Genomic DNA, 17,967 nt, shown 5'->3' with positions numbered 1-17,967 from the left:
TAAAGAGGTTGCCGCCCCAGGGCGAGCAGCCGGTGAGGAGCAGGGCATGTTATTGAGTTTCTTGATCATCGCATCGGGCTGGTGGCACATCCGCGCGGCTTACGGCTCAGACTCCCGTCAGTTCTACATCAGCAAACCCCTGACCATGCTGTTCATCATCGCCCTGGCGTTTGGCTACCAGAGCGACGATCACAACGGCTCCCACGCCTGGATCCTGCTCGGTCTCTGCCTGTCGCTGGCGGGTGACGTGCTGCTGATGCTGCCACGGGATCGTTTCATCCAGGGGCTGGCGGCATTTCTTGTCGCTCACCTCTGCTACATCGTCGGGTTCGCCCAGGGGCCCCTGGTGCTCAAGCTGGTGGACGGCCTGCTGCTGCTGTTGGTGGCCGGCATGGTGTTCGGGCTCCTGTGGGGCCAGCTCGGCGAGATGAGGATCCCCGTCTTCTGCTACATGCTGGTGATCATCGCCATGGCCTGGGTGGCCGCCGGTGCCTGGCATGCCTCTCTCACTGCCGGCAGCGCCGCCGCCCTGGTGGGGGCGCTGATGTTCCTCTTCTCCGACAGCATGCTGGCGCTGGACAGATTCCGCCGCCCCTTCCCCCATGCCACGGCCTGGATCATGAGCAGCTACTTCGCGGCCCAGTTCCTGATCGCCGCCTCCCTGGCGGGCTGACCGGCGGGCAGCCATGAAAAACGGGCCTTCTGGCCCGTTTTGCTATGTGAGCCCCACCTTTCACGCCTCGACCGGTTCTGCGTCAGGGGCCCTCGGGGCAGGCTGCTTGAGCAGCAGCATCAGGGCGCTGGCGACGAGCAGGAAGATACCCATCACGTAGAACACCTGGTTGTAGGCCATGATGGCCGCCTCGCGGCTGATGGTGTTCGACAGCATGGCCCGGGCCTGCAACTGGGCCTGCTCCGGCCCGGCTCCCTGGGCCATCATGGTCTGGGCCAACTGCATCAGATAGGCCTGCCCCTCGATGCTGGTGGCGGCCAGGGTGCTGCCGATCTGGCTGACATGAGTCCGGGTGTCGTTGTCGATCAGGGTGGCGATGATGGCGATGCCGAAGGCCCCCCCCAGGTTGCGCAGCACGTTGAGCAGGGTCGAGGAAGAGGGGATCTCGTCCGGTGTCAGGCTGGCGGTCGCCACCAGGGAGAGGGGCACCATGATGAAGGGCTGCCCCAGGGCCCGCACGATGAGGGACTGGATCAGCTGGGGCCCGGCGTAGTCGGCATTCATGTTCACGTTCATGAAGCAGCTGATGGCGAAGACCAGAAAGCCGAAGCTCACCAGATAGCGCGGATCTATCTTGTGGGTCAGCTTGGGGACCAGGGGGAGCACCAGCAACTGGGGTAACCCCATCCACATCAGTACTTCACCGATTTCCAGGGCGTTGTAATTGTGGATCTGGGTCATGTAGAGGGGCAGCACATAGATGGAGCCCATCAACCCCATACCGAGCACCAGGTAGGCGAAGCAGGCCAGGGCGAAGCGCGGGTTGTGCAGCAGCCGCAGGTTGACCAGGGGGTGGTGGCGCAGCAACTGGCTGATGACGAAGAACACCAGGGCCACCACCGAGATGACGGTGAGCCGCACGATGAAGCTCGAGCCGAACCAGTCCTCCCGGTTGCCCTCCTCCAGCACCACCTCCAGGAGGCCGAGACCCACCGCCATGGTGAGGATACCAATGAGATCCACCCGCTTGATCACCTCCCAGTCCACCGGCTTCCTGTCCAGCCCGTGGGCCAGCATGGCCATGACCAGCAGACCGGGCGGCACGTTCAGATAGAAGATGTAGTGCCAGGACATCTGCTCCGTCAGCCAGCCCCCCAGGGTCGGGCCGATGGCGGGGGCGAAGGTGGCGCACAGGCCGAACAGCGCCATGCCGGTGGCTCGCTTGTGCAGCGGCAGCAGGCTGACGATGAGGGAGAAGGCCATGGGGATCAGGGCCCCGCCGGTAAAGCCCTGTAGCGTCCGAAAGACGATCATGCTGGTGAGGTTCCAGCTGAACGAGCAGAGCACGGAGGCGACGATGAAGGCGCCCGTGGTCCACAGCAGGTAGCGCCGCACGCTCAGTCCCCGGCTCAGCCAGCCGCTCAGCGGTATGGCGATCATCTCCGCCACCAGATAGGAGGTGGAGATCCAGGAGCTCTCGCTCAGGGTGGCCGAGAGTGCCCCCTGAATGTCTTTCAGGGAGGCGTTGGTGATCTGGATGTCGAGGATGGCCATGAAGGCGCCGATGAGGCCCCCCATGACCGCGATCCAGTTGCGGCGTGGTATGGCGTCCATCAGTGGGCGGCCACCACGGGATCAGGGGTGCGGGTGTCGACGATCACCTCGGTGGAGAGGCCGGGCAGCAGCTTGCCCACCAGGGCGCCCGGATCCGGGATGCTGATCTTGACCGGCACCCGCTGCACGATTTTGGTGAAGTTGCCGGTGGCGTTCTCCGGCGGCAGCAGGGCGAACTTGGCGCCGGTGGCCGGAGAGAGGCTGTCGATGATCCCCTCGACCGGTTGATCCGGATAGGCATCCAGGATCACCTCCACCTTCTGGCCCGGCTGCATGTGCTGCAACTGGGTCTCTTTGAAGTTGGCCTCGACCCACACCTGGCTCAGGGGCACCAGGCTGGCCACCTGCATACCGGACTGGACGTAGAGCCCTTCCCGCAGGCTGCGCTTGCCGATGATGCCGTCAGCCGGGGCTCGCAGCTCGGTGTAGCCGAGTTCCAGCCTGGCTTGTTCAAGCTGGGCCTCGCTCAATGCCAGCCTGGCCTGGTTCTGCTTGGCTTCGGCATCCAGCACCAGCAGCCGCTCGCGGGCGGCCTGCAAGGCGGCTTTGGCCTCCAGTGCCTGGGCCTGGTTGACCTGCAAGCCGGCACGTACCTCGTCCAGGCTGTCCTGGGAGCTGTAGTGACGCTCATTGAGCTGGCTGACCCGGCGCACCTGCTGCTGGGCCCGGACCTGCTCGGCGTTGGCCGAGCTGACTTTTGCCTCGGCCTGGCGGATGAGGCTCAACTGCTGGATACGGGTGGCGGCGAGGTTATCCGCCGTCGCCTGGTTGAGGTGCAGATCGGCCTCGGCCTCCTCCACCTTGGTTCTGTATTCGCGGTCGTCGAGCCGGGCGATGAGCTGGCCGGCCTTCACCGCCTGGTTGTCGGTCACCAGTACTTCGCTGATGTAGCCGGAGAGCTTGGAACCGATGCCGGTCACCTCGCTTTGCAGGTAGGCGTTGTCGGTGCTCTCGAAGTAGCGGCCATGCAGATACCAGTAACCGGCAAACAGCAGGCCGAGCAGGGCCAGCACCAGGGCGGCCAGCAGGGGGATCTTCTTGTGTTGACTCATGATATTGGTTTTCCTGAACTGTGGCGGGCAGGCTAACATCGTGCAACTGTTTCGATTAGTATCCATTCATGAGATATACAGTTTCACTGGTGAAACAATGGACCTGAATGCTGCCTTAATCCTCGTTCGTATCGTCGACAAGGGCTCCTTTACCGCCGCTGCCCAGGAGCTGGGCATGACCAAGGCGACGGTGAGCCGCCGCATCGCCGAGCTGGAGCAGCGTCTCGGCGCGCGGCTGCTCTATCGCTCCACCCGGCAGCTCACCCTGACGGAAGCCGGTGAACAATATTATCTACGCTGCAGCAAGGCGGTGGAGGAGCTGGCCCAGGCCGAGCTGATGCTCAGTGCCAGCCAGCAGGAGGTGACGGGGACCCTCAAGCTGGCGGTGCCCATCGAGACGGGACAGCTGGTGGTGGGCAGGCTGGTGGCGAACTTCCTGCAAGCCTATCCGGGCATGAAGGTGGAGCTGGAGCTGACCAACCGCATCGTGGATCCCATCAGCGAGGGGTTGGATGCCATCGTGCGGGTCGGCGACATGAGCGACTCCAACCTGGCTGCGCGGCGTCTCTGGAGCACCGAGCGGCTGCTGTGCGCCAGCCCGGACTATCTGGCGCGCCACCCGGTGATCCAGAGGCCCGCCGATCTGGTGCATCACGAGCGGATCGCGGTCAGCACGGGGTTCCTCGCCTCGCACTGGTGTTTCGAGCTGGATGATCGCGAAGTGCTGGTGGATCCCCCGTCCCGCTTCCAGGTCAACAACATCACCTGTGCCAGGGAGGCGGCGAAGGCGGGGCTGGGGCTGGCTTCCCTGCCCGCCATGCTGTGCCATGATGAGCTGGCGAACGGGACGCTTGTCTCCTTGCTGCCGGAGTGGCAGCAACCCAGGGTACCCATCTACCTGCTGTTTCCCGAGCGGCGCCTGATGCCGCGCAAGCTGAGGGCATTCATCGATTTTCTGGTGGCCAACGGCCCGGCTTACGGCATCGACAAGCTGCTGTAAGGGGTTCGAGGACAACGTATGGAGCGGTGGATGAATCTGTATCGGGCATCTCACTCCCGGAAGATGCTCGCCCTGGAATGATGGTAGTGCTGGTGATGACGGCACTGGCAAGGGTTTCGAGGACAACGTATGGATCAGTGGATGAATCTGTATCGGGCATCTCGCTCCCGGAAGATGCTCGGCCTGGAATGATGGTAGTGCTGGTGATGATGGCACTGGCAAGGGTTTCGAGGACAACGTATGGATCAGTGGATTAACTTGTATCGCGCCTCTCACTCCCTGGAGGCGCATGCCCTGAAAGGGGCCTTGGAGGTAGAGGGAGTCAGGGTGCGCCTCAGCGGCGAAGGGCTCTCCGGCGCGCTCGGGGAGCTGCCGGTGGATCTGCTGCAAGTGACCCTGATGGTGAACGAGCGGGATCGTCAGCGGGCGGGCCGGATCATCGAGCGCTACCAGCAGCGCCAGGGCAACGGCTGGCTGTGCGGCCAGTGCGGGGAGGAGAACGGCGCCAACTTTGATATCTGCTGGCGCTGCCATCACGATCCCCAGGATCATTGAACGCCCCTCGCGCCCTCAGCGCAGGGTGAAGTCGATGTCATCCCCCGCATGGGCATCGTGGTAGGTGGCGAGATCCAGCTCCTTCTCGCTGCGGGCGATGAGCACGGAGACCAGGATGTCGCCGGAGACATTGACCGTGGTGCGCGCCATGTCGAGGAGCCGGTCTATGCCTGCGATGAGTGCCACCCCTTCCAGCGGCAGTCCCACGGCAGTGAGGGTCAGGGTCAGCAGCATCAGCCCGGTACCGGGTGTGCCCGCCGTGCCGATGCTGGCCAGCGTGACGATGCTGATGATGGTCAGGTAGTCCACCAGATGCAGATCCACCCCGAAGGCCTGGGCCACGAACAGGGCGGTGACCCCCTGATAGAGGGCGGTGCCATCCATGTTGATGGTGGCGCCGATGGGCAGCACCTTGGCGGTGATGGCGGGGGAGACCCCGAGCCTGCGTTCGGCGCAGGCCAGGCTGATGGGCAGGGTGCTGCTGCTTGAACTGCTGGTGAAGGCCACCGCCTGGGCATCGACGATGCTCTTGAAGTAGTGCAACGGGTTGAGGCGCGCCATCAGGAGCAGCAGGCTGCTGTAGACGCCAAGCACGTGGAGCAGGCAGCCGAGGTAGACGGCGCCGATCACCTTGAGCAGCGGCAACAGCAGGCTGACGCCGTACTTGCCGGTCATCCAGGCCATCAGGGCGCAGACGCCATAGGGGGCCAGGGCCATCACCATCTGGGTCAGCTTGAACATTCCCTCTGCCAGGGAGGTAAAGAACAGGATGGCGGGGCGGCCGCGTCGTCCGGTGGCGTTGAGGGCGAGAGCGAGGGCCACGGCGAACACGATCACCTGCAATATCTTGCCATCGCCCATGGCCTGCACCGGGTTGCGCGGCACTAGGTGGCTCAGCACGCTGGCCAGAGTAGGTTGCTGCGCCATGGCGCCCCGTTCATAAGGGCCCATGTTGGCGCCCATGCCCGGTTCCAGCAGCCAGCCCATCATCAGGCCGATGCAGATGGCGACGGCGGTGGAGCAGAGATAGAAGCCGATGGCCTTGCCGGCGATGCGGTCGAGCCGCTTGCCCTTGAGCAGGGCGGTGAGGCCTGCCAGGACGGAACAGAAGATGAGGGGCACCATCAGCATCTGGATGGTGTTGACGAACAGGACGCCGATGGGCTTGAGCAGCAGGGCCTGCTCGCTGAAGCAGAGTCCCAGACCTATCCCGGTCAGCATGCCGAGCAGAGTCTTCAACCAGAGCGGGCGACGGGTCCAGATCCGCCAGGGTTTGAAGACCAATCCATGGAACAGCATGACGCCAATGTCCTTATTTTCTGTCTGCGGTGGCAAAAAGGGGCGACAGTGTAGCCATCCCCCCGTCAGGTTGCCACATTATCGACAAAGCGGCGCTCACGACCAGCCCGCTGGCGTTAAAAAAGGCGTTTTGTTGGCCTATATCAAGAACCCTCTCCGGGCTTCCGGCTTTAATTGTCATCTGACATGATGATTAAAGAGGTTCGAGATGCCCCAATCGATACACGGTCACGAAGTGATGGAGATGATGCTGGAGCAGGAGAGTCCGTTTACCCGGGCCAGCCTCAGGGCGGCGATCGCCTCGCGCTTCGGTGCCGAGGCCCGGTTCCACACCTGCAGCGCCAGCGAGATGGACGCCGACGCCCTGATCGACTTCCTGGCCAGGCGCGGCAAGTTCATCGACTCGGAGTCAGGGTTCCAGACCCGCGCCGACAAGATCTGCAACCACGGATGATCGCCAGTGGCGAGCGCGGTGGGGCGCTCGCCGAATCCCGCCACCTTTGTTATATTTCGCCCTCCTTCCCCTCTTGTTGAAAGGTTCTGCACGGGCGCTCTATGGACACATTCTCCGCTGCCGTCATGCTGTTTCTGATCATGGATCCGCTGGGCAACCTGCCGGTCTTCCTCTCCATCCTGCGCCATGTCGACCCCAAGCGTCGACGCAAGGTAATGCTGCGGGAGCTGTTGTTTTCACTGGTGATCATGATGGGCTTCCTGTTCGCCGGTCAGCAGATCCTGAGCTTCCTCAACCTGCGTCAGGAGGCGGTCAGCATCGCGGGGGGCATCATCCTCTTCCTCATCGCCATCAAGATGATCTTCCCGAGCCCCGGTGGCGTGACCGGGCTGGCGGCGGGGGAGGAGCCCTTCCTGGTGCCCATGGCCATCCCCATGATTGCGGGCCCCTCCATCCTGGCTTCCCTGCTGCTTCTGGCCAACCAGGAGCCGACCCGGATGGTGGACTGGTCATTGGCCCTGCTGATGGCCTGGGGGGCCAGCGCCGTGATCCTGATGTTCTACGAGCTGTTCAACAAGCTGCTGGGTGAGCGAGGACTCACCGCGGTGGAGCGGCTGATGGGCATGCTGCTGGTGATGATCTCGGTGCAGATGCTGCTGGACGGGGTACACCACTATCTGGCGGTGACGGGTCAGAACTGACGGGGCGAATGCTGATGTCAACGTGAAACGGGGCTTCTTGAGCCCCGTTTTTTTTGCGCGTCAGGCGGCAGCGGCCGGGTCGTCCACCGAGGTTTCCAGCTTGCCCATGATGAGGGCGAGCAGGGTCTCCCGCAGCCAGCGATGGCCCGGATCCTCCTCGTGGCGCTGATGCCAGATGAGCAGGTGGGAGATGCTGTCCAGGGCGATGGGCAGCGGCAGCGGCACCAGGGGATAGACCTGGGTGGCGTGGCGGGCGTAGAGGCGGGAGAGGGTCACTATCATGTCCGAGTGCATGCCCATGCGCAGGGCCGCCTCGAAGGAGGGGACGGTCGCCTCGATCCGGCGATAGAGATCCTGCTCTGCCAGCTTGTGATCCAGCATCCAGCGATCCCGCCCTTCGCAGTAGGTCTGCACATGGGGGTAGGCGAGGTAACGGGCGAGATCCCACTCGGGCTCCTGCAAGGCAGGGTGATCCCGCTGCACCAGGCAGGTGAGATCGTCGATGGTGAGCAACCGCTGACAGATGGCGTTGGGCAGGGTGTCGAGGCGAAAATCCGAATTGATGCAGTTCTCCCGCACCGTGAAGGCGATATCCACCTGGCCCTGGCTCATCTCGGTCAGGCTGTGTTCGGTCCACTCCTCGTAGCGCAGGCGGATGCCAGGGGCCTGACGCTTCAGTTCGCTCAGGTAGAGGGGGGCAAACAGGGTGAAGGCGCTGTCCATGCTGGCGATGACGAACTCCCGCTCCGTGCTGGCGGGATCGAAGTCCGGCGGCTGGATCAGGTTGTCCAGGGAGAGCAGTATGGGCTGCAGTTGCTGCTGGAGATCCAGGGCGCGGGGAGTGGGATCCATCCCGTAGGCCGAGCGCACGAACAGGGGATCGTCAAAGGTCTCCCGCAACCGTCCAAGGGCCTTGCTGACGGCGGACTGGCTCAGGTGCAAACGGCGTGCAGCCCGGCTGCCGTTGCGCTCTTCCAGCAAGACTTGCAGGATTATCAACAAATTAAGGTCTATGCGTGCAAGCTGTTCCAGCAACATGATATGAATCCTCTTCAACTCCTAGATGAATATATACCATTTGTTTTCATATCTTGGCGATCCTATGCTCGACGGGTCTCTCGCCCTGGTGGCGGCTGGTACAGGATGTAGCGGTTGAGGGGACAAGTAGCACCGACTCATACGGCGGCCCATGGTCGCCGTATTTTTTTGCGCCTCGTCGCCGTTTTTGCGCGATTTTTTCGCCAACTTGCACCTGCCTTGATTTTGCCCAACAATCGATACGCTTTCTTTTGATACAACCTCCAGGTATCTAACAGTCAGGAGTCTCCCTATGGGACTGGGTGGCATTCATATCTGGCATCTGCTGATCCTGCTCGTGGTCGTCGTCGTGGTGTTTGGCAGCAAACGCCTGGCTGGCGCCGGTGAGGATCTGGGCACTGCCATCAGGGATTTTCGCAACGCCTTGCGCGACGATGACAATATCAGGAATAAGTAGGAGTGAACGTATGTCTGTAGACGAGAAAGTAGAACTGAACGAGACCTGTGACAGTTGTGGCTGTTTTGCCGAAATCGGCACCATCATCGGCGAAGGTGACGATGTGATGGAACTGGTGATCGAGGCCGCAGCAGAAGCCGACGCTCGTGCCAAGCTGGCTGCCTACGAGGCGCTGGCCAAGCAGGTCACTGCCGAAGCCAAAAGCAGCAGCGAGCTGAGCCAGGGCCCGGATGGCGTGATCCTGAAGGCCCGCCTGCAATTCACCTGCACCGCCGAGAAGCTGATCTTCGAGATGCGCGCCCGCTCCCTTTGAGATCGTGATGACACGGCAGGCTTGCCTGCCGTCTTGCTCTGCCCCTCGCTTTTTCCCTCCCTTTGCGTTGTATAGTGAGTTATCCCACGGACGATCCGTTTTCCGTCCGGCATGCGCCGATCGGCAGAAGATCCCGCGACGCCCCATGACTTGGCGCAGGCGCCTTCTCTGACAGACCCGACGGTGCGCACCGGCCCACAGCGAGGTGGTTACATCATGATGCGGCGATGGATCTGGGCCCTGCTGGCTCTCTGCTCTCTCCCTCTGCTGGCGGCGGATCTCAAGCCGCAGTTGCTGCCCCAGGCCGGTGATCTCGAACACATCCTGCAAAAAAAAGAGCTCAGGGCCCTGGTGGTCTATGAGCGGGGGTTTTTCTTTTTCGACAAGGGAGCCCAGTACGGCATCCTGGTCAATCAGCTTCAGGGATTCGAGCGCTGGTTGAACCAGACCTACCTGGCCAAGGAGAAGCTCAAGCTCAAGATCATTTATATCCCGGTGCGCCAGGACAAGCTGCTGGACTACCTCGCCGAGGGGCGCGGGGATCTGGTGGCCGCCAACCTGACGGTCACCCCCACCCGGCGTGAGCAGGTGACCTTCTCCCAGCCGCTGATCGCCCCCATCGAGGAGTGGGTGGTGAGCCAGCGGGATCTCCCTGCCTTCAATCGCATCACCCAGCTGTCCGGCCGGCGGGTCTGGGTGCGAGCCAGCTCCAGTTATTTCGAGAGCCTGCACCAGCTCAACTGGCTGTTTCGGGAGCTGGGGTTGCCCCCGGTCTACATCGAGACGGTTCCCGAATACCTGCAGGATGGGGACCTGCTGGAGATGGTGTCAGCCGGGATCATTCCGCTGACGGTCACCGACAGCTTCAAGGGGCGGATCTGGCTCGACATGATTGGCGGCCTCAAGGCCCACAGGCTGATACCGCTGCGGGACAAGGGGCGCAGCGCCTGGGCCCTGCGCAACAACAGCCCGGAGCTGCTCAAGGCGGTGAACGCCTACATCTCGGAGTCGAGCAAGCGGACCCTCTACAGTGACATGACATTGCGCCGCCTGCTGGCGCAGAGCGACCGCATGAGCAACATACTGGCGCCGGACCCGCTGGGGCGCCTGTCGACCATTCGCAAGGTACTGGAGGCCCAGGCGGACAAGTATCAGCTGGACTGGCTGATGCTGGCCGCGCTGGCTTACAAGGAGTCGGGGCTCAATCCCAATGTCGGCTCTCACCGGGGGGCCGTCGGTATCATGCAATTGCTGCCGAGCACCGGCAAGGAGGTGGGGATCCGAGGCGCCAGACTCACCAGTCTGGAGGGCAATGTGGAAGCTGCCTGTCGCTACATGCGGCTCATCCTGGACACCTACTTCAATGATCCCGGGATGGACAGGCTCAATCGCCATCTGTTCGCCCTGGCCGCCTACAATGCGGGTCCGAACCGGGTCCATGCATTGCAGGCCAAGGCGGCCGACAAGGGGCTGGATCCGAACGTCTGGTTCGGCAATGTGGAGCAGCTGGTGGCCAACGACGTGGGCCAGGGGCCCATCAACTACGTTGGCACCATCTACAAATACTACGTGGCCTACCGTTTCAGCCTGCCCCAGCTGGAGGGCAAGTCAGAGGCCATCGAGGCGGTGCAGCCCTGAGCCTGTCAATGCTGGCCGGGGAGGGGATCCTCGTGATGCTGCGCAAGGGGTTCCCAGCCCAGATCCCGGTGCTGCTGGTACCAGGGCATCAACAGCCTGGCCGGGGTGGGATCCGGTTGGCTGGCATGAGGTCTCTGACTGAGGGAGGGGTGGTCGCGCAGTTCCATCATCGGCTCCTTGACACTGGGCTATCGGGGCGGTTGTCTGGGTTATGCCACCACCAGATGACAGGGAGATGACCCTTGATCCCCGCCGAGTTTGCCTTGCTCGCCGATCCCGGCGCCGCCCTGAAAGCCCGATGCCAGTTGATCCGCCAGGCTCGCCACCGGATCCTCGCCCAGTATTACAGCTGGGAAGAGGACGGCAGCGGCAAGCTGCTGCTGGCGGAGCTGGTGCGGGCGGCCCGGCGCGGAGTGGTGGTGCAACTGCTCATCGACGATCTCTACGGCGGGGAGAACCGCTTTCTGGAGGCGGTGGCGGCGGAACCGGGCATCGAGGTACGCCTGTTCAACCCCTTCTGGTTGCGGGGCTGGCGTCCCCTTACCTTGCTGCTGGAAGGGGTGCTGAGCTTTCGCCGCATCAATCACCGGATGCACAACAAGCTGCTGCTGGTGGATGGCAGCCAGGCGGTGATCGGCGGGCGCAATATTGGTGATCGTTACTTCGGGCTGGGGATGCCGCCTCACTTCATCGACCTGGATCTGGTCTGCCGCGGCCCCCTCTGTCAGCAGGCCGAGCAGGGGTTCGCGCTGTTCTGGCACAGTCGCTGGAGCCACCCGGTCCGTCGTCTGTTGAGACGCCCCTTGCTGCCAGCCGAAACCCGGGCCCTGAATGACTTCCTGCTGACCCTGACCGACCCCGCCATGGCGGCCGCCTATGATCTGCCGGCCACTCTGTTTGATGAGTGCCCCGTTCCCCTTTGCTGGCATCCCGGGCGAGGGCAGTGCTGGTTCGATCGCCCCGGCAAGGGACTGGTCGCCCGGCCGACCACGGCGCCCCGGCTGGGACGCATGCTGGCGAGCAATCAGGGGGCCCTGAGGTTGGTGAGCCCTTACCTGATCCTGACACGGGGGCTGCGTCGCCGGCTCAAGGGGCAGCGACGGCAGGGGGTCGACATCGAGATCCTGACCAACTCCCTAGCCAGCACGGACGTGCCCCTGGTCTATGGCGCCTATCGACGTCACCGCCCCTGGCTCGAGCGTCAGGGGGTCACCCTGTTCGAGCTGACGACGGAGGCGTTCAGTCTGCATGCCAAGCTGATCCTGATGGGGAAGGAGGAGGCGCTGCTCGGCAGTTTCAACCTGGATCCCCGCTCCCTGATGCTCAACACCGAGTTGATGCTGCACCTCCATAGCCCGAGGTTGTGCGACGAGTTGCAGCAACTCATTGATGGCTGGTTGCAGCAGGCCGTGCACCCGGTGGCGGCGTCCCCCTCTGCATGGCGGCGCCTGCTGGCGCAATTGAGCGATTGGTTACCTTTGCATCGTTGGTTGTGAGTGGGATCCGCCTTGTGCGAGATCTCGCAAAGCCTTGTGCGCCTTCGAGGATAACGTTTGCCATCCAAAAACGGGACTGGATTGCATCGTATTGTTTTTAATCGATTTATATTAAGGGCGCCGTAACAATCCAGGCGCCTCGACTGCATAGAGGTGCGTGTAGAACGGTTTTTTATTTTATTTAACTGCGTAGTATCTCGAGTGCAAGGACAAACACGGCGGCTGGTCTGCCGTGTGGGTGACGGCAACAGGGGAAATGGGCCAACCGGATTGCTCCGGCAGGCGAGGCGGATCGGGAGCGGAAACCCGTGATGCCAGACAGACCCCCGTGGTTGCGGGAGCCCAATATGGAACATGCTATTTGCGAGGGGGTGACATGCGAATGTTGCCCCATTTTTTATGCCCGCCGTCTGCTTGCCCAATCAAAAAGACCGCCTGCTGGCGGTCTTTTGCGTGATGTCTCGGCGATCAGGCGAGGCCCGCCAGCAGACGACTCCAGTTGCGCTTGGCAACGAGGAAACCGTCTCGCAATGTGCGGTACTCCAGTTGCAGCCTGAGCCTGTCGTAGCGTGCGAGGGCTGTGCGCTTGCGCTGCTCCAGCAGTGACTTGCGGCTGGCATAGTAGTGCTGGATCTGCAGGCTCAGCTTGTCGTACTCCTCCTGCAGCAGTGCCTGCCAGCGTTCCCTGTCGTCCTGCTGGTGCACTCTGGCCTGGGCGCGCTTGAGTTGCATCTCCAGCCTGGCCTGCTCGATGCGTTCCTCCGGGCAGGATCTCAGGTCTTTGGCGAGCCCGCACCAGGCGGCGGTGCGGATCAGCCACTTGGTGGGATCGAACTGCCACCACTGAATGCCGTTGCGGTAGTCGTTCTCGAACAGGTGATGGAAGTTGTGATAGCCCTCGCCAAAGGTGAAGAAGGCCAGGATGCCGTTGTCCCGGGCGCTGTTGCGATCCGTGAACGGCTGGCTGCCCCAGATGTGGGCCAGGGAGTTGATGAAGAAGGTGGTGTGATGGGTCATCACCATGCGCAGCACCCCGGCCAGCAGCATCATGCCGAGCAAATCCCCGTGCAGGAGGCCGAGCAGCAGCGGAATGCCGATGTTGGTGACCAGAGCCAGGGCGAGATAGTGCCTGTGCTGGAAGGCGACCACGGGGTTGTTTTGCAGGTCGCGCACATTGCTGTAGTCGTGGTAGGTATCGCGCTGGTATTCCCGCAGCATCCAGCCGATGTGGGAGTACCAGAAGCCGCGACCCGCACTGTAGGGATCCTTCTGGTTGTCATCCACGTGGCGGTGGTGGCGGCGATGATCCGAGGACCAGTGCAGCGCCGAGTTTTGCAGGGCGAGCGCGCCTCCGATGGCGAAGATCCATTGCAGGGCCGGGTGCGCCTTGTAGGACTTGTGGGACCAGAGCCTGTGGTAGCCGGCGGTGATGGAGATGCCGCAATAGCAGAACAGCAGCAGGAAGCAGAGCCACTGCCAGAGGTCGTAGCCCTGGCTCAGTCCATACCAGGGGACCGCTATCAGTGCCGTGAGCCCGGAGAGGGCGAACAGCAGGGTGTTGGTCATGATGATCGGGGGGCGGTCCATTTCACTCGGCTCCTTTCAGCGAACAGCTGTTCACTATTCTCCATTGAGCCGGAATGCGGGTCAATGGTAAAAAAGTCGGAGACAAACCTGATCCCGGCCCCGCCTTCGGGTTATCATCTGGCCTCGCTAATCTCAAGGTGACTGTTTTCGTGGGTATTCGCGCGCAACAAAAAGAAAAAACCCGGCGTACGCTGATCGAGGCGGCGTTCAGTCAACTCTGCGCCAACCGCAGTTTCTCCAACCTCAGCCTGCGGGAAGTGGCCAGAGAGGCGGGCATAGCGCCGACCTCCTTCTATCGCCACTTTAGGGACATGGAAGAGCTGGGGCTAACGCTGGTGGACGAGGGAGGGCTGACCCTGCGCCAACTGATGCGCCAGGCTCGCCAGCGCATTGCCGGTGGTGGCAGCATCATCAGCACCTCGGTGCAGACCTTCATGGAATTCGTCGAAAACAACCCGAACATCTTCCGGCTACTGCTGCGCGAGCGCTCCGGCACCTCGGCTGCATTCCGTCAGGCGGTGGCCCGGGAGATCCAGCACTTCATCGCCGAGCTGACCGATTATCTGGAAGCCACCACGCAGGCGCCACGGGAAGAGGCCTATATCCAGGCGGAGGCCATGGTGACCATCGTCTTCAGCGCCGGTGCAGACGCCCTCGACATGACCCCGGAAGAGTGCAAGGCACTGTCGGAGCGCACCATCAGCCAGCTGCGGATGATCGCCATGGGCGCCGAGGTGCAGAACCGCAAGCGCCACGAATCTCTCACATAACGCAAGGATGGACAGCCTCATGCATGAACCGAACGCGATTCCGAAGAAGCCCCTGGTGCTGGCCCTGCTGATCGGTATCTGTGGCGATGCCTTCCTGTCGGCCTTGATGGAGTCGGTCGTCCCCTTCTCCTTCTACCCCCTCATCGCCCTGTTGCTGGCGGCCAGCCAGCTCTATCAGCACTATCGCCATGAGCCCATGGTGGGCAACACACCCAGCTGCATCCTGCTCTGCTTCTTTATCGGCGTGTTCGGCCATTCTGCCCTGGTCAAGGTGCAGTACCCCGAGCTTGGCAGCAACTTCTTCTCCCTCATTGCCATGCTGCTGCTGCTCGCCGCCCTCTCCATCAAGCTGGGAATCAGCCTCGGAACAACGCAGAAGGAGTGACGAATCACTCCTTCGGGTCGGGCCGGGGGTGGCCTAATCGGCCCTGGGGGGGGTCTCTCCCTGCTTCCTGGCGTCTATGATGGCCTGCAGCTTGGTGCGGATATCCATCATGCCGAACACCCCGAAGATCAGCACCTGGGTGAATTCGAGACGAGTGACAGCGAAGTAGGGTTTGCATGCCGCCTTGATCATGCTGGCCTGTACCCAGTGCATCAATATCACGATGACGCCGCACACCGGCAGAAAGCCGTTCAGTTTGCCCGGCAGGGTGCCCAGCAGGGCGAGTGCCACACCGAACCAGAAGAACAGCAGCACCCCCATCGCCAACAGATTAAACACCCGCTTCATCGTTTACCTCCCGTACATAGAGTTGATAGCAGACCTGATGTGATCGACCTGCTTGTCCTTGAGCCGTTGTCCAAATTGACGGAGAAGGGGACTGTACCCATCTCACCTTTAAACAGCAGCGTCATGCTTGGTGTCCCGCAGATAGAGCTGATAGCAGACCTGACCAGCCTGCTTGTCCTTGAGTAGTTTCCAGCTGGCGGGCAGCGCCAGATCGGCCATCTCTTTTTCCCGCTCCAGATAGATGAGGGCATCGGATGCCAGCCAGCCGCGTTGCTCCAGCAGCTCGCACACCTGGGGCAGCAGCTCGCGACGAAACGGTGGGTCCAGAAAGACCAGATCGAACGGCGTGGCCGGGCCTTGCAGCCAGCTCACGGCATCAGCCTGGATCACCTGCCCCTGGCTGCTGCCCAGGGTCGTCAGGTTCTTCTTGAGCTGGTCGGCGGCGCCTCTGTCCATCTCGATCAGGGTGACCTGTTCGGCATAGCGGGACAAGGCTTCCAGCCCCAGCCCGCCGCTGCCGGCGAACAGATCCAGGCAGCGGGTACCGCGCACGTGGGGAGCCAGCCAGTTGAAGATGGTCTCCTTGACGCGATCCGTGGTGGGTCTGAGCCCTTCCACATCCCTGACGGGGAGTTTGCGCCCCTTCCATTGGCCGCTGATGATTCGTACCACGCCCGCTCGCCCCTGGGGGGCCGGGCTCTTGCTCGGGCTGTTACGGCTGGATTTCACTCTGGGCATCGCGTTTCGTCGTCAGAAAATAAAGTGATAGTATAAGGCGGTTCATTTTTATGCCGACCCGCCGAGGGACGGCTATCTTAGCAGTCAGCCTTTGATGTGAGTATTTTTAGATGGCAAAAGGTTTGTTTTCCTGGCTGGGTTTCGGCCGCAAGAAAGAAGAGGCTGAGGCCGTTCCATCGCAGGCGCCCGACGCTACCCCGGCGGTCGTCGAGTCGGAGGCCGCCGCTGTTCCCGCGCCTGTCGCCGATGTTGCCCCGGCTGATGCCCCTACCGCCAAGCCCGAAGCGCCGCTGAGCGGCCCTGACGAAGGCCCCCTGGTTGTGGAAGAGCCGGAGGGCGAGCTTGAGCCCGTCATCGTCAATGAGGCCTTGATCTCAACCGAAGCTCAGGTCGCAGAAGAAGCCATTGTCGCCGCCGAAGCCCGCGCTGAGGAAGAGGCTCGTATTGCCGCCGAGGCTCGCGCCGCAGAAGAAGCCCGTATTGCCGCCGAAGCCTGCGCCGCAGAAGAGGCTCGCATCGCTACCGAAGCCCGCGCCGCAGAAGAAGCCCGTATTGCTGCCGAGGCCCGCGCCGCAGAAGAGGCCCGTGTTGCCGCCGAGGCCCGCGCTGCGGAAGAGGCTCGCATCGCCGCCGAAGCCCGCGCCGCAGAAGAGGCCCGTATTGCTGCCGAGGCCCGCGCCGCAGAAGAGGCCCGTGTTGCCGCCGAGGCTCGCGCTGCAGAAGAGGCTCGCATCGCTGCCGAAGCCCGTGCCGCGGAAGCCCGTGTCGCCAAAGAGGCCCAGCGAGCGGAAGATTTGCGTCTGGTCGCCGCGATGGAGGCTGAGGCCGCCGCGCTGGCCGCTCTGCCGCTGGCAGACAAGGTGGACGACGTCACTCAGGAGAAGCCGCAGCGGGAGGGCTTCTTTGCCCGCCTCAAGCGCAGCCTGGTGCGTACCAGGGAGAATATCGGTTCCGGTTTCTTCGGCCTGTTCAGCGGCAAGAAGATCGATGACGATCTGTTCGAAGAGCTGGAGACCCAGCTGCTGACCGCCGATCTTGGCGTCGACACCACCACCCGCATCATCGAGGGGCTGGTACAGCACGCGGACCGCAAGCAGCTCAAGGATGCCGAGGCGCTCTACGGTCTGCTCAAACAGGACATGGGCGAGATGCTGGCCAAGGTCGAGCAGCCCCTGGTGATCGACACCAGCAAGAAGCCTTACGTCATCCTGATGGTCGGTGTGAACGGCGTCGGCAAGACCACCACCATCGGCAAGCTGGCCAAACAGTTCCAGGCCGAGGGCAAGAGCGTGATGCTGGCCGCTGGCGATACCTTCCGTGCCGCTGCGGTCGAGCAGCTGCAGGTGTGGGGTCAGCGCAACAACATTCCGGTGATTGCCCAGCACACCGGTGCCGACTCCGCCTCCGTCATCTATGACGCCATCGAGGCTGCCCGCTCCCGCGGGGCTGACGTGCTGATCGCCGATACCGCCGGCCGCCTGCAGAACAAGAGCAACCTGATGGAGGAGCTCAAGAAGGTGGTGCGGGTGATGAAGAAGCTGGACGATACGGCGCCCCACGAGATCATGCTTACCCTGGACGCAGGCACCGGCCAGAACGCATTGAGCCAGGCCAAGCTGTTCAGCGAGGCGGTGGGCCTGACCGGCATCACCCTCACCAAGCTGGACGGTACCGCCAAGGGTGGCGTCATCTTCGCGGTGGCCGACAAGTTCCAGATCCCGATCCGCTACATCGGGGTGGGCGAGGGGATCGACGATCTGCGCCCGTTCGTCGCCAACGACTTCATCGAGGCGCTCTTCAGCCGCGAAGAATAAATCCGGCTGACATGAGCCGGCCCGGCCGTGACAAG

20 protein-coding genes are annotated in these 17,967 nt (G+C 62.7%); 12 read left to right on the top strand and 8 right to left on the bottom strand.

Going from position 1 to position 17,967, the window contains the following annotated elements; genetic code table 11:
• Positions 1 to 46: 46 nt before the first annotated feature.
• On the top strand, positions 47 to 673 hold the full coding sequence (locus J9889_RS22770) for a lysoplasmalogenase (RefSeq protein ID WP_042864577.1): 627 nt from the start codon (positions 47 to 49) through the stop codon (positions 671 to 673).
• A gap of 60 nt (positions 674 to 733) precedes the next feature.
• Here the strand turns inward: J9889_RS22770 and J9889_RS22765 are convergent, their stop codons facing one another.
• The gene (locus tag J9889_RS22765) at positions 734 to 2,287 is read right to left on the bottom strand and encodes a DHA2 family efflux MFS transporter permease subunit (protein ID WP_210558319.1); all 1,554 of its coding nucleotides are present in this window, start codon (positions 2,285 to 2,287) and stop codon (positions 734 to 736) included.
• The gene (locus J9889_RS22760) at positions 2,287 to 3,339 is read right to left on the bottom strand and encodes an HlyD family secretion protein (RefSeq protein ID WP_109112604.1); all 1,053 of its coding nucleotides are present in this window, start codon (positions 3,337 to 3,339) and stop codon (positions 2,287 to 2,289) included. The genes J9889_RS22765 and J9889_RS22760 overlap by 1 nt, the downstream gene beginning before the upstream one ends.
• 97 nt (positions 3,340 to 3,436) lie before the next feature.
• Here J9889_RS22760 and J9889_RS22755 point away from each other — a divergent pair, with 97 nt between their 5' ends.
• Entirely contained in the window at positions 3,437 to 4,339 is a 903-nt protein-coding gene (locus J9889_RS22755; protein ID WP_010672586.1) for a LysR family transcriptional regulator, read from the top strand.
• A 240-nt stretch (positions 4,340 to 4,579) separates the two neighbouring features.
• On the top strand, positions 4,580 to 4,894 hold the full coding sequence (locus tag J9889_RS22750) for a DUF2007 domain-containing protein (protein WP_010672587.1): 315 nt from the start codon (positions 4,580 to 4,582) through the stop codon (positions 4,892 to 4,894).
• Between the two features lie 15 nt (positions 4,895 to 4,909).
• On the opposite strand, the gene J9889_RS22745 is transcribed toward J9889_RS22750, so the two are convergent.
• Positions 4,910 to 6,193: a dicarboxylate/amino acid:cation symporter gene (locus J9889_RS22745; RefSeq protein ID WP_162540587.1), complete on the bottom strand. Its 1,284-nt coding sequence runs from the start codon at positions 6,191 to 6,193 to the stop codon at positions 4,910 to 4,912.
• Between the two features lie 208 nt (positions 6,194 to 6,401).
• Here J9889_RS22745 and J9889_RS22740 point away from each other — a divergent pair, with 208 nt between their 5' ends.
• Both J9889_RS22740 and J9889_RS22735 read left to right on the top strand, forming a co-directional pair.
• Positions 6,402 to 6,647, top strand: a complete 246-nt coding sequence (locus J9889_RS22740) for a YecH family metal-binding protein (RefSeq protein ID WP_045522984.1) — start codon at positions 6,402 to 6,404, stop codon at positions 6,645 to 6,647.
• 101 nt (positions 6,648 to 6,748) lie between these two features.
• Positions 6,749 to 7,348, top strand: coding sequence for a YhgN family NAAT transporter (locus tag J9889_RS22735; protein WP_010672590.1), 600 nt, complete (start codon positions 6,749 to 6,751; stop codon positions 7,346 to 7,348).
• 60 nt (positions 7,349 to 7,408) lie between these two features.
• Here J9889_RS22735 and J9889_RS22730 read toward each other — a convergent pair whose 3' ends face one another.
• Positions 7,409 to 8,386 (bottom strand): LysR substrate-binding domain-containing protein, encoded by a 978-nt coding sequence (locus J9889_RS22730; protein ID WP_041214292.1) that lies wholly within the window; start codon positions 8,384 to 8,386, stop codon positions 7,409 to 7,411.
• Positions 8,387 to 8,678: 292 nt separating this feature from the next.
• On the opposite strand from J9889_RS22730, the gene tatA reads away from it, so the two are divergent.
• From tatA to J9889_RS22715, 3 genes are all read left to right on the top strand, one after another.
• Positions 8,679 to 8,843: a twin-arginine translocase TatA/TatE family subunit gene (gene tatA, locus J9889_RS22725; RefSeq protein ID WP_010672592.1), complete on the top strand. Its 165-nt coding sequence runs from the start codon at positions 8,679 to 8,681 to the stop codon at positions 8,841 to 8,843.
• Between the two features lie 10 nt (positions 8,844 to 8,853).
• The gene (locus tag J9889_RS22720) at positions 8,854 to 9,156 is read left to right on the top strand and encodes a YfcZ/YiiS family protein (protein WP_210558317.1); all 303 of its coding nucleotides are present in this window, start codon (positions 8,854 to 8,856) and stop codon (positions 9,154 to 9,156) included.
• Between the two features lie 216 nt (positions 9,157 to 9,372).
• Positions 9,373 to 10,794: a lytic transglycosylase F gene (locus J9889_RS22715; RefSeq protein WP_210558315.1), complete on the top strand. Its 1,422-nt coding sequence runs from the start codon at positions 9,373 to 9,375 to the stop codon at positions 10,792 to 10,794.
• A gap of 5 nt (positions 10,795 to 10,799) precedes the next feature.
• On the opposite strand, the gene J9889_RS22710 is transcribed toward J9889_RS22715, so the two are convergent.
• A complete protein-coding gene (locus J9889_RS22710; protein WP_010672595.1) occupies positions 10,800 to 10,961 on the bottom strand; it encodes a hypothetical protein in 162 nt (53 codons plus the stop codon).
• A 75-nt stretch (positions 10,962 to 11,036) separates the two neighbouring features.
• On the opposite strand from J9889_RS22710, the gene J9889_RS22705 reads away from it, so the two are divergent.
• Positions 11,037 to 12,290, top strand: a complete 1,254-nt coding sequence (locus J9889_RS22705; RefSeq protein WP_210558313.1) for a phospholipase D family protein — start codon at positions 11,037 to 11,039, stop codon at positions 12,288 to 12,290.
• Positions 12,291 to 12,758: 468 nt separating this feature from the next.
• Here the strand turns inward: J9889_RS22705 and J9889_RS22700 are convergent, their stop codons facing one another.
• The gene (locus J9889_RS22700) at positions 12,759 to 13,877 is read right to left on the bottom strand and encodes a fatty acid desaturase (RefSeq protein WP_160838421.1); all 1,119 of its coding nucleotides are present in this window, start codon (positions 13,875 to 13,877) and stop codon (positions 12,759 to 12,761) included.
• A 149-nt stretch (positions 13,878 to 14,026) separates the two neighbouring features.
• Between J9889_RS22700 and fabR the strand changes: the two genes are divergently transcribed.
• Both fabR and J9889_RS22690 read left to right on the top strand, forming a co-directional pair.
• Positions 14,027 to 14,647, top strand: a complete 621-nt coding sequence (gene fabR / locus J9889_RS22695) for an HTH-type transcriptional repressor FabR (RefSeq protein ID WP_210558311.1) — start codon at positions 14,027 to 14,029, stop codon at positions 14,645 to 14,647.
• A gap of 19 nt (positions 14,648 to 14,666) precedes the next feature.
• The gene (locus J9889_RS22690; RefSeq protein WP_162540499.1) at positions 14,667 to 15,032 is read left to right on the top strand and encodes a YijD family membrane protein; all 366 of its coding nucleotides are present in this window, start codon (positions 14,667 to 14,669) and stop codon (positions 15,030 to 15,032) included.
• A 33-nt stretch (positions 15,033 to 15,065) separates the two neighbouring features.
• Here the strand turns inward: J9889_RS22690 and J9889_RS22685 are convergent, their stop codons facing one another.
• Together J9889_RS22685 and rsmD are read right to left on the bottom strand one after the other, a co-directional pair.
• Positions 15,066 to 15,380 carry a DUF1145 domain-containing protein gene (locus tag J9889_RS22685; RefSeq protein WP_109111829.1) on the bottom strand — a complete coding sequence of 105 codons (315 nt, stop codon included), beginning with the start codon at positions 15,378 to 15,380 and terminating at the stop codon, positions 15,066 to 15,068.
• A gap of 108 nt (positions 15,381 to 15,488) precedes the next feature.
• Positions 15,489 to 16,118, bottom strand: a complete 630-nt coding sequence (rsmD, locus tag J9889_RS22680) for a 16S rRNA (guanine(966)-N(2))-methyltransferase RsmD (RefSeq protein ID WP_029313522.1) — start codon at positions 16,116 to 16,118, stop codon at positions 15,489 to 15,491.
• 110 nt (positions 16,119 to 16,228) lie between these two features.
• Here rsmD and ftsY point away from each other — a divergent pair, with 110 nt between their 5' ends.
• On the top strand, positions 16,229 to 17,932 hold the full coding sequence (gene ftsY / locus J9889_RS22675) for a signal recognition particle-docking protein FtsY (protein ID WP_210558309.1): 1,704 nt from the start codon (positions 16,229 to 16,231) through the stop codon (positions 17,930 to 17,932).
• Positions 17,933 to 17,967 lie beyond the last annotated feature (35 nt).

It is taken from the genome of Aeromonas sp. PrichA-15 (assembly GCF_017939245.1).
Taxonomy (GTDB): domain Bacteria; phylum Pseudomonadota; class Gammaproteobacteria; order Enterobacterales; family Aeromonadaceae; genus Aeromonas; species Aeromonas caviae.
This window is presented reverse-complemented; position numbering and strand designations above follow the sequence as displayed.

Excerpts from the sequence above, each read along its gene's own strand:
- J9889_RS22770 (WP_042864577.1), top strand. The coding sequence starts at position 47 with ATGTTATTGAGTTTCTTGATCATCGCATCGGGCTGGTGGCACATCCGC.
- J9889_RS22765 (WP_210558319.1), bottom strand. The coding sequence starts at position 2,287 with ATGGACGCCATACCACGCCGCAACTGGATCGCGGTCATGGGGGGCCTC.
- J9889_RS22760 (WP_109112604.1), bottom strand. The coding sequence starts at position 3,339 with ATGAGTCAACACAAGAAGATCCCCCTGCTGGCCGCCCTGGTGCTGGCC.
- J9889_RS22755 (WP_010672586.1), top strand. The coding sequence starts at position 3,437 with ATGGACCTGAATGCTGCCTTAATCCTCGTTCGTATCGTCGACAAGGGC.
- J9889_RS22750 (WP_010672587.1), top strand. The coding sequence starts at position 4,580 with ATGGATCAGTGGATTAACTTGTATCGCGCCTCTCACTCCCTGGAGGCG.
- J9889_RS22745 (WP_162540587.1), bottom strand. The coding sequence starts at position 6,193 with ATGCTGTTCCATGGATTGGTCTTCAAACCCTGGCGGATCTGGACCCGT.
- J9889_RS22740 (WP_045522984.1), top strand. The coding sequence starts at position 6,402 with ATGCCCCAATCGATACACGGTCACGAAGTGATGGAGATGATGCTGGAG.
- J9889_RS22735 (WP_010672590.1), top strand. The coding sequence starts at position 6,749 with ATGGACACATTCTCCGCTGCCGTCATGCTGTTTCTGATCATGGATCCG.
- J9889_RS22730 (WP_041214292.1), bottom strand. The coding sequence starts at position 8,386 with ATGTTGCTGGAACAGCTTGCACGCATAGACCTTAATTTGTTGATAATC.
- tatA (WP_010672592.1), top strand. The coding sequence starts at position 8,679 with ATGGGACTGGGTGGCATTCATATCTGGCATCTGCTGATCCTGCTCGTG.
- J9889_RS22720 (WP_210558317.1), top strand. The coding sequence starts at position 8,854 with ATGTCTGTAGACGAGAAAGTAGAACTGAACGAGACCTGTGACAGTTGT.
- J9889_RS22715 (WP_210558315.1), top strand. The coding sequence starts at position 9,373 with ATGATGCGGCGATGGATCTGGGCCCTGCTGGCTCTCTGCTCTCTCCCT.
- J9889_RS22710 (WP_010672595.1), bottom strand. The coding sequence starts at position 10,961 with ATGGAACTGCGCGACCACCCCTCCCTCAGTCAGAGACCTCATGCCAGC.
- J9889_RS22700 (WP_160838421.1), bottom strand. The coding sequence starts at position 13,877 with ATGGACCGCCCCCCGATCATCATGACCAACACCCTGCTGTTCGCCCTC.
- J9889_RS22690 (WP_162540499.1), top strand. The coding sequence starts at position 14,667 with ATGCATGAACCGAACGCGATTCCGAAGAAGCCCCTGGTGCTGGCCCTG.
- J9889_RS22685 (WP_109111829.1), bottom strand. The coding sequence starts at position 15,380 with ATGAAGCGGGTGTTTAATCTGTTGGCGATGGGGGTGCTGCTGTTCTTC.
- rsmD (WP_029313522.1), bottom strand. The coding sequence starts at position 16,118 with ATGCCCAGAGTGAAATCCAGCCGTAACAGCCCGAGCAAGAGCCCGGCC.
- ftsY (WP_210558309.1), top strand. The coding sequence starts at position 16,229 with ATGGCAAAAGGTTTGTTTTCCTGGCTGGGTTTCGGCCGCAAGAAAGAA.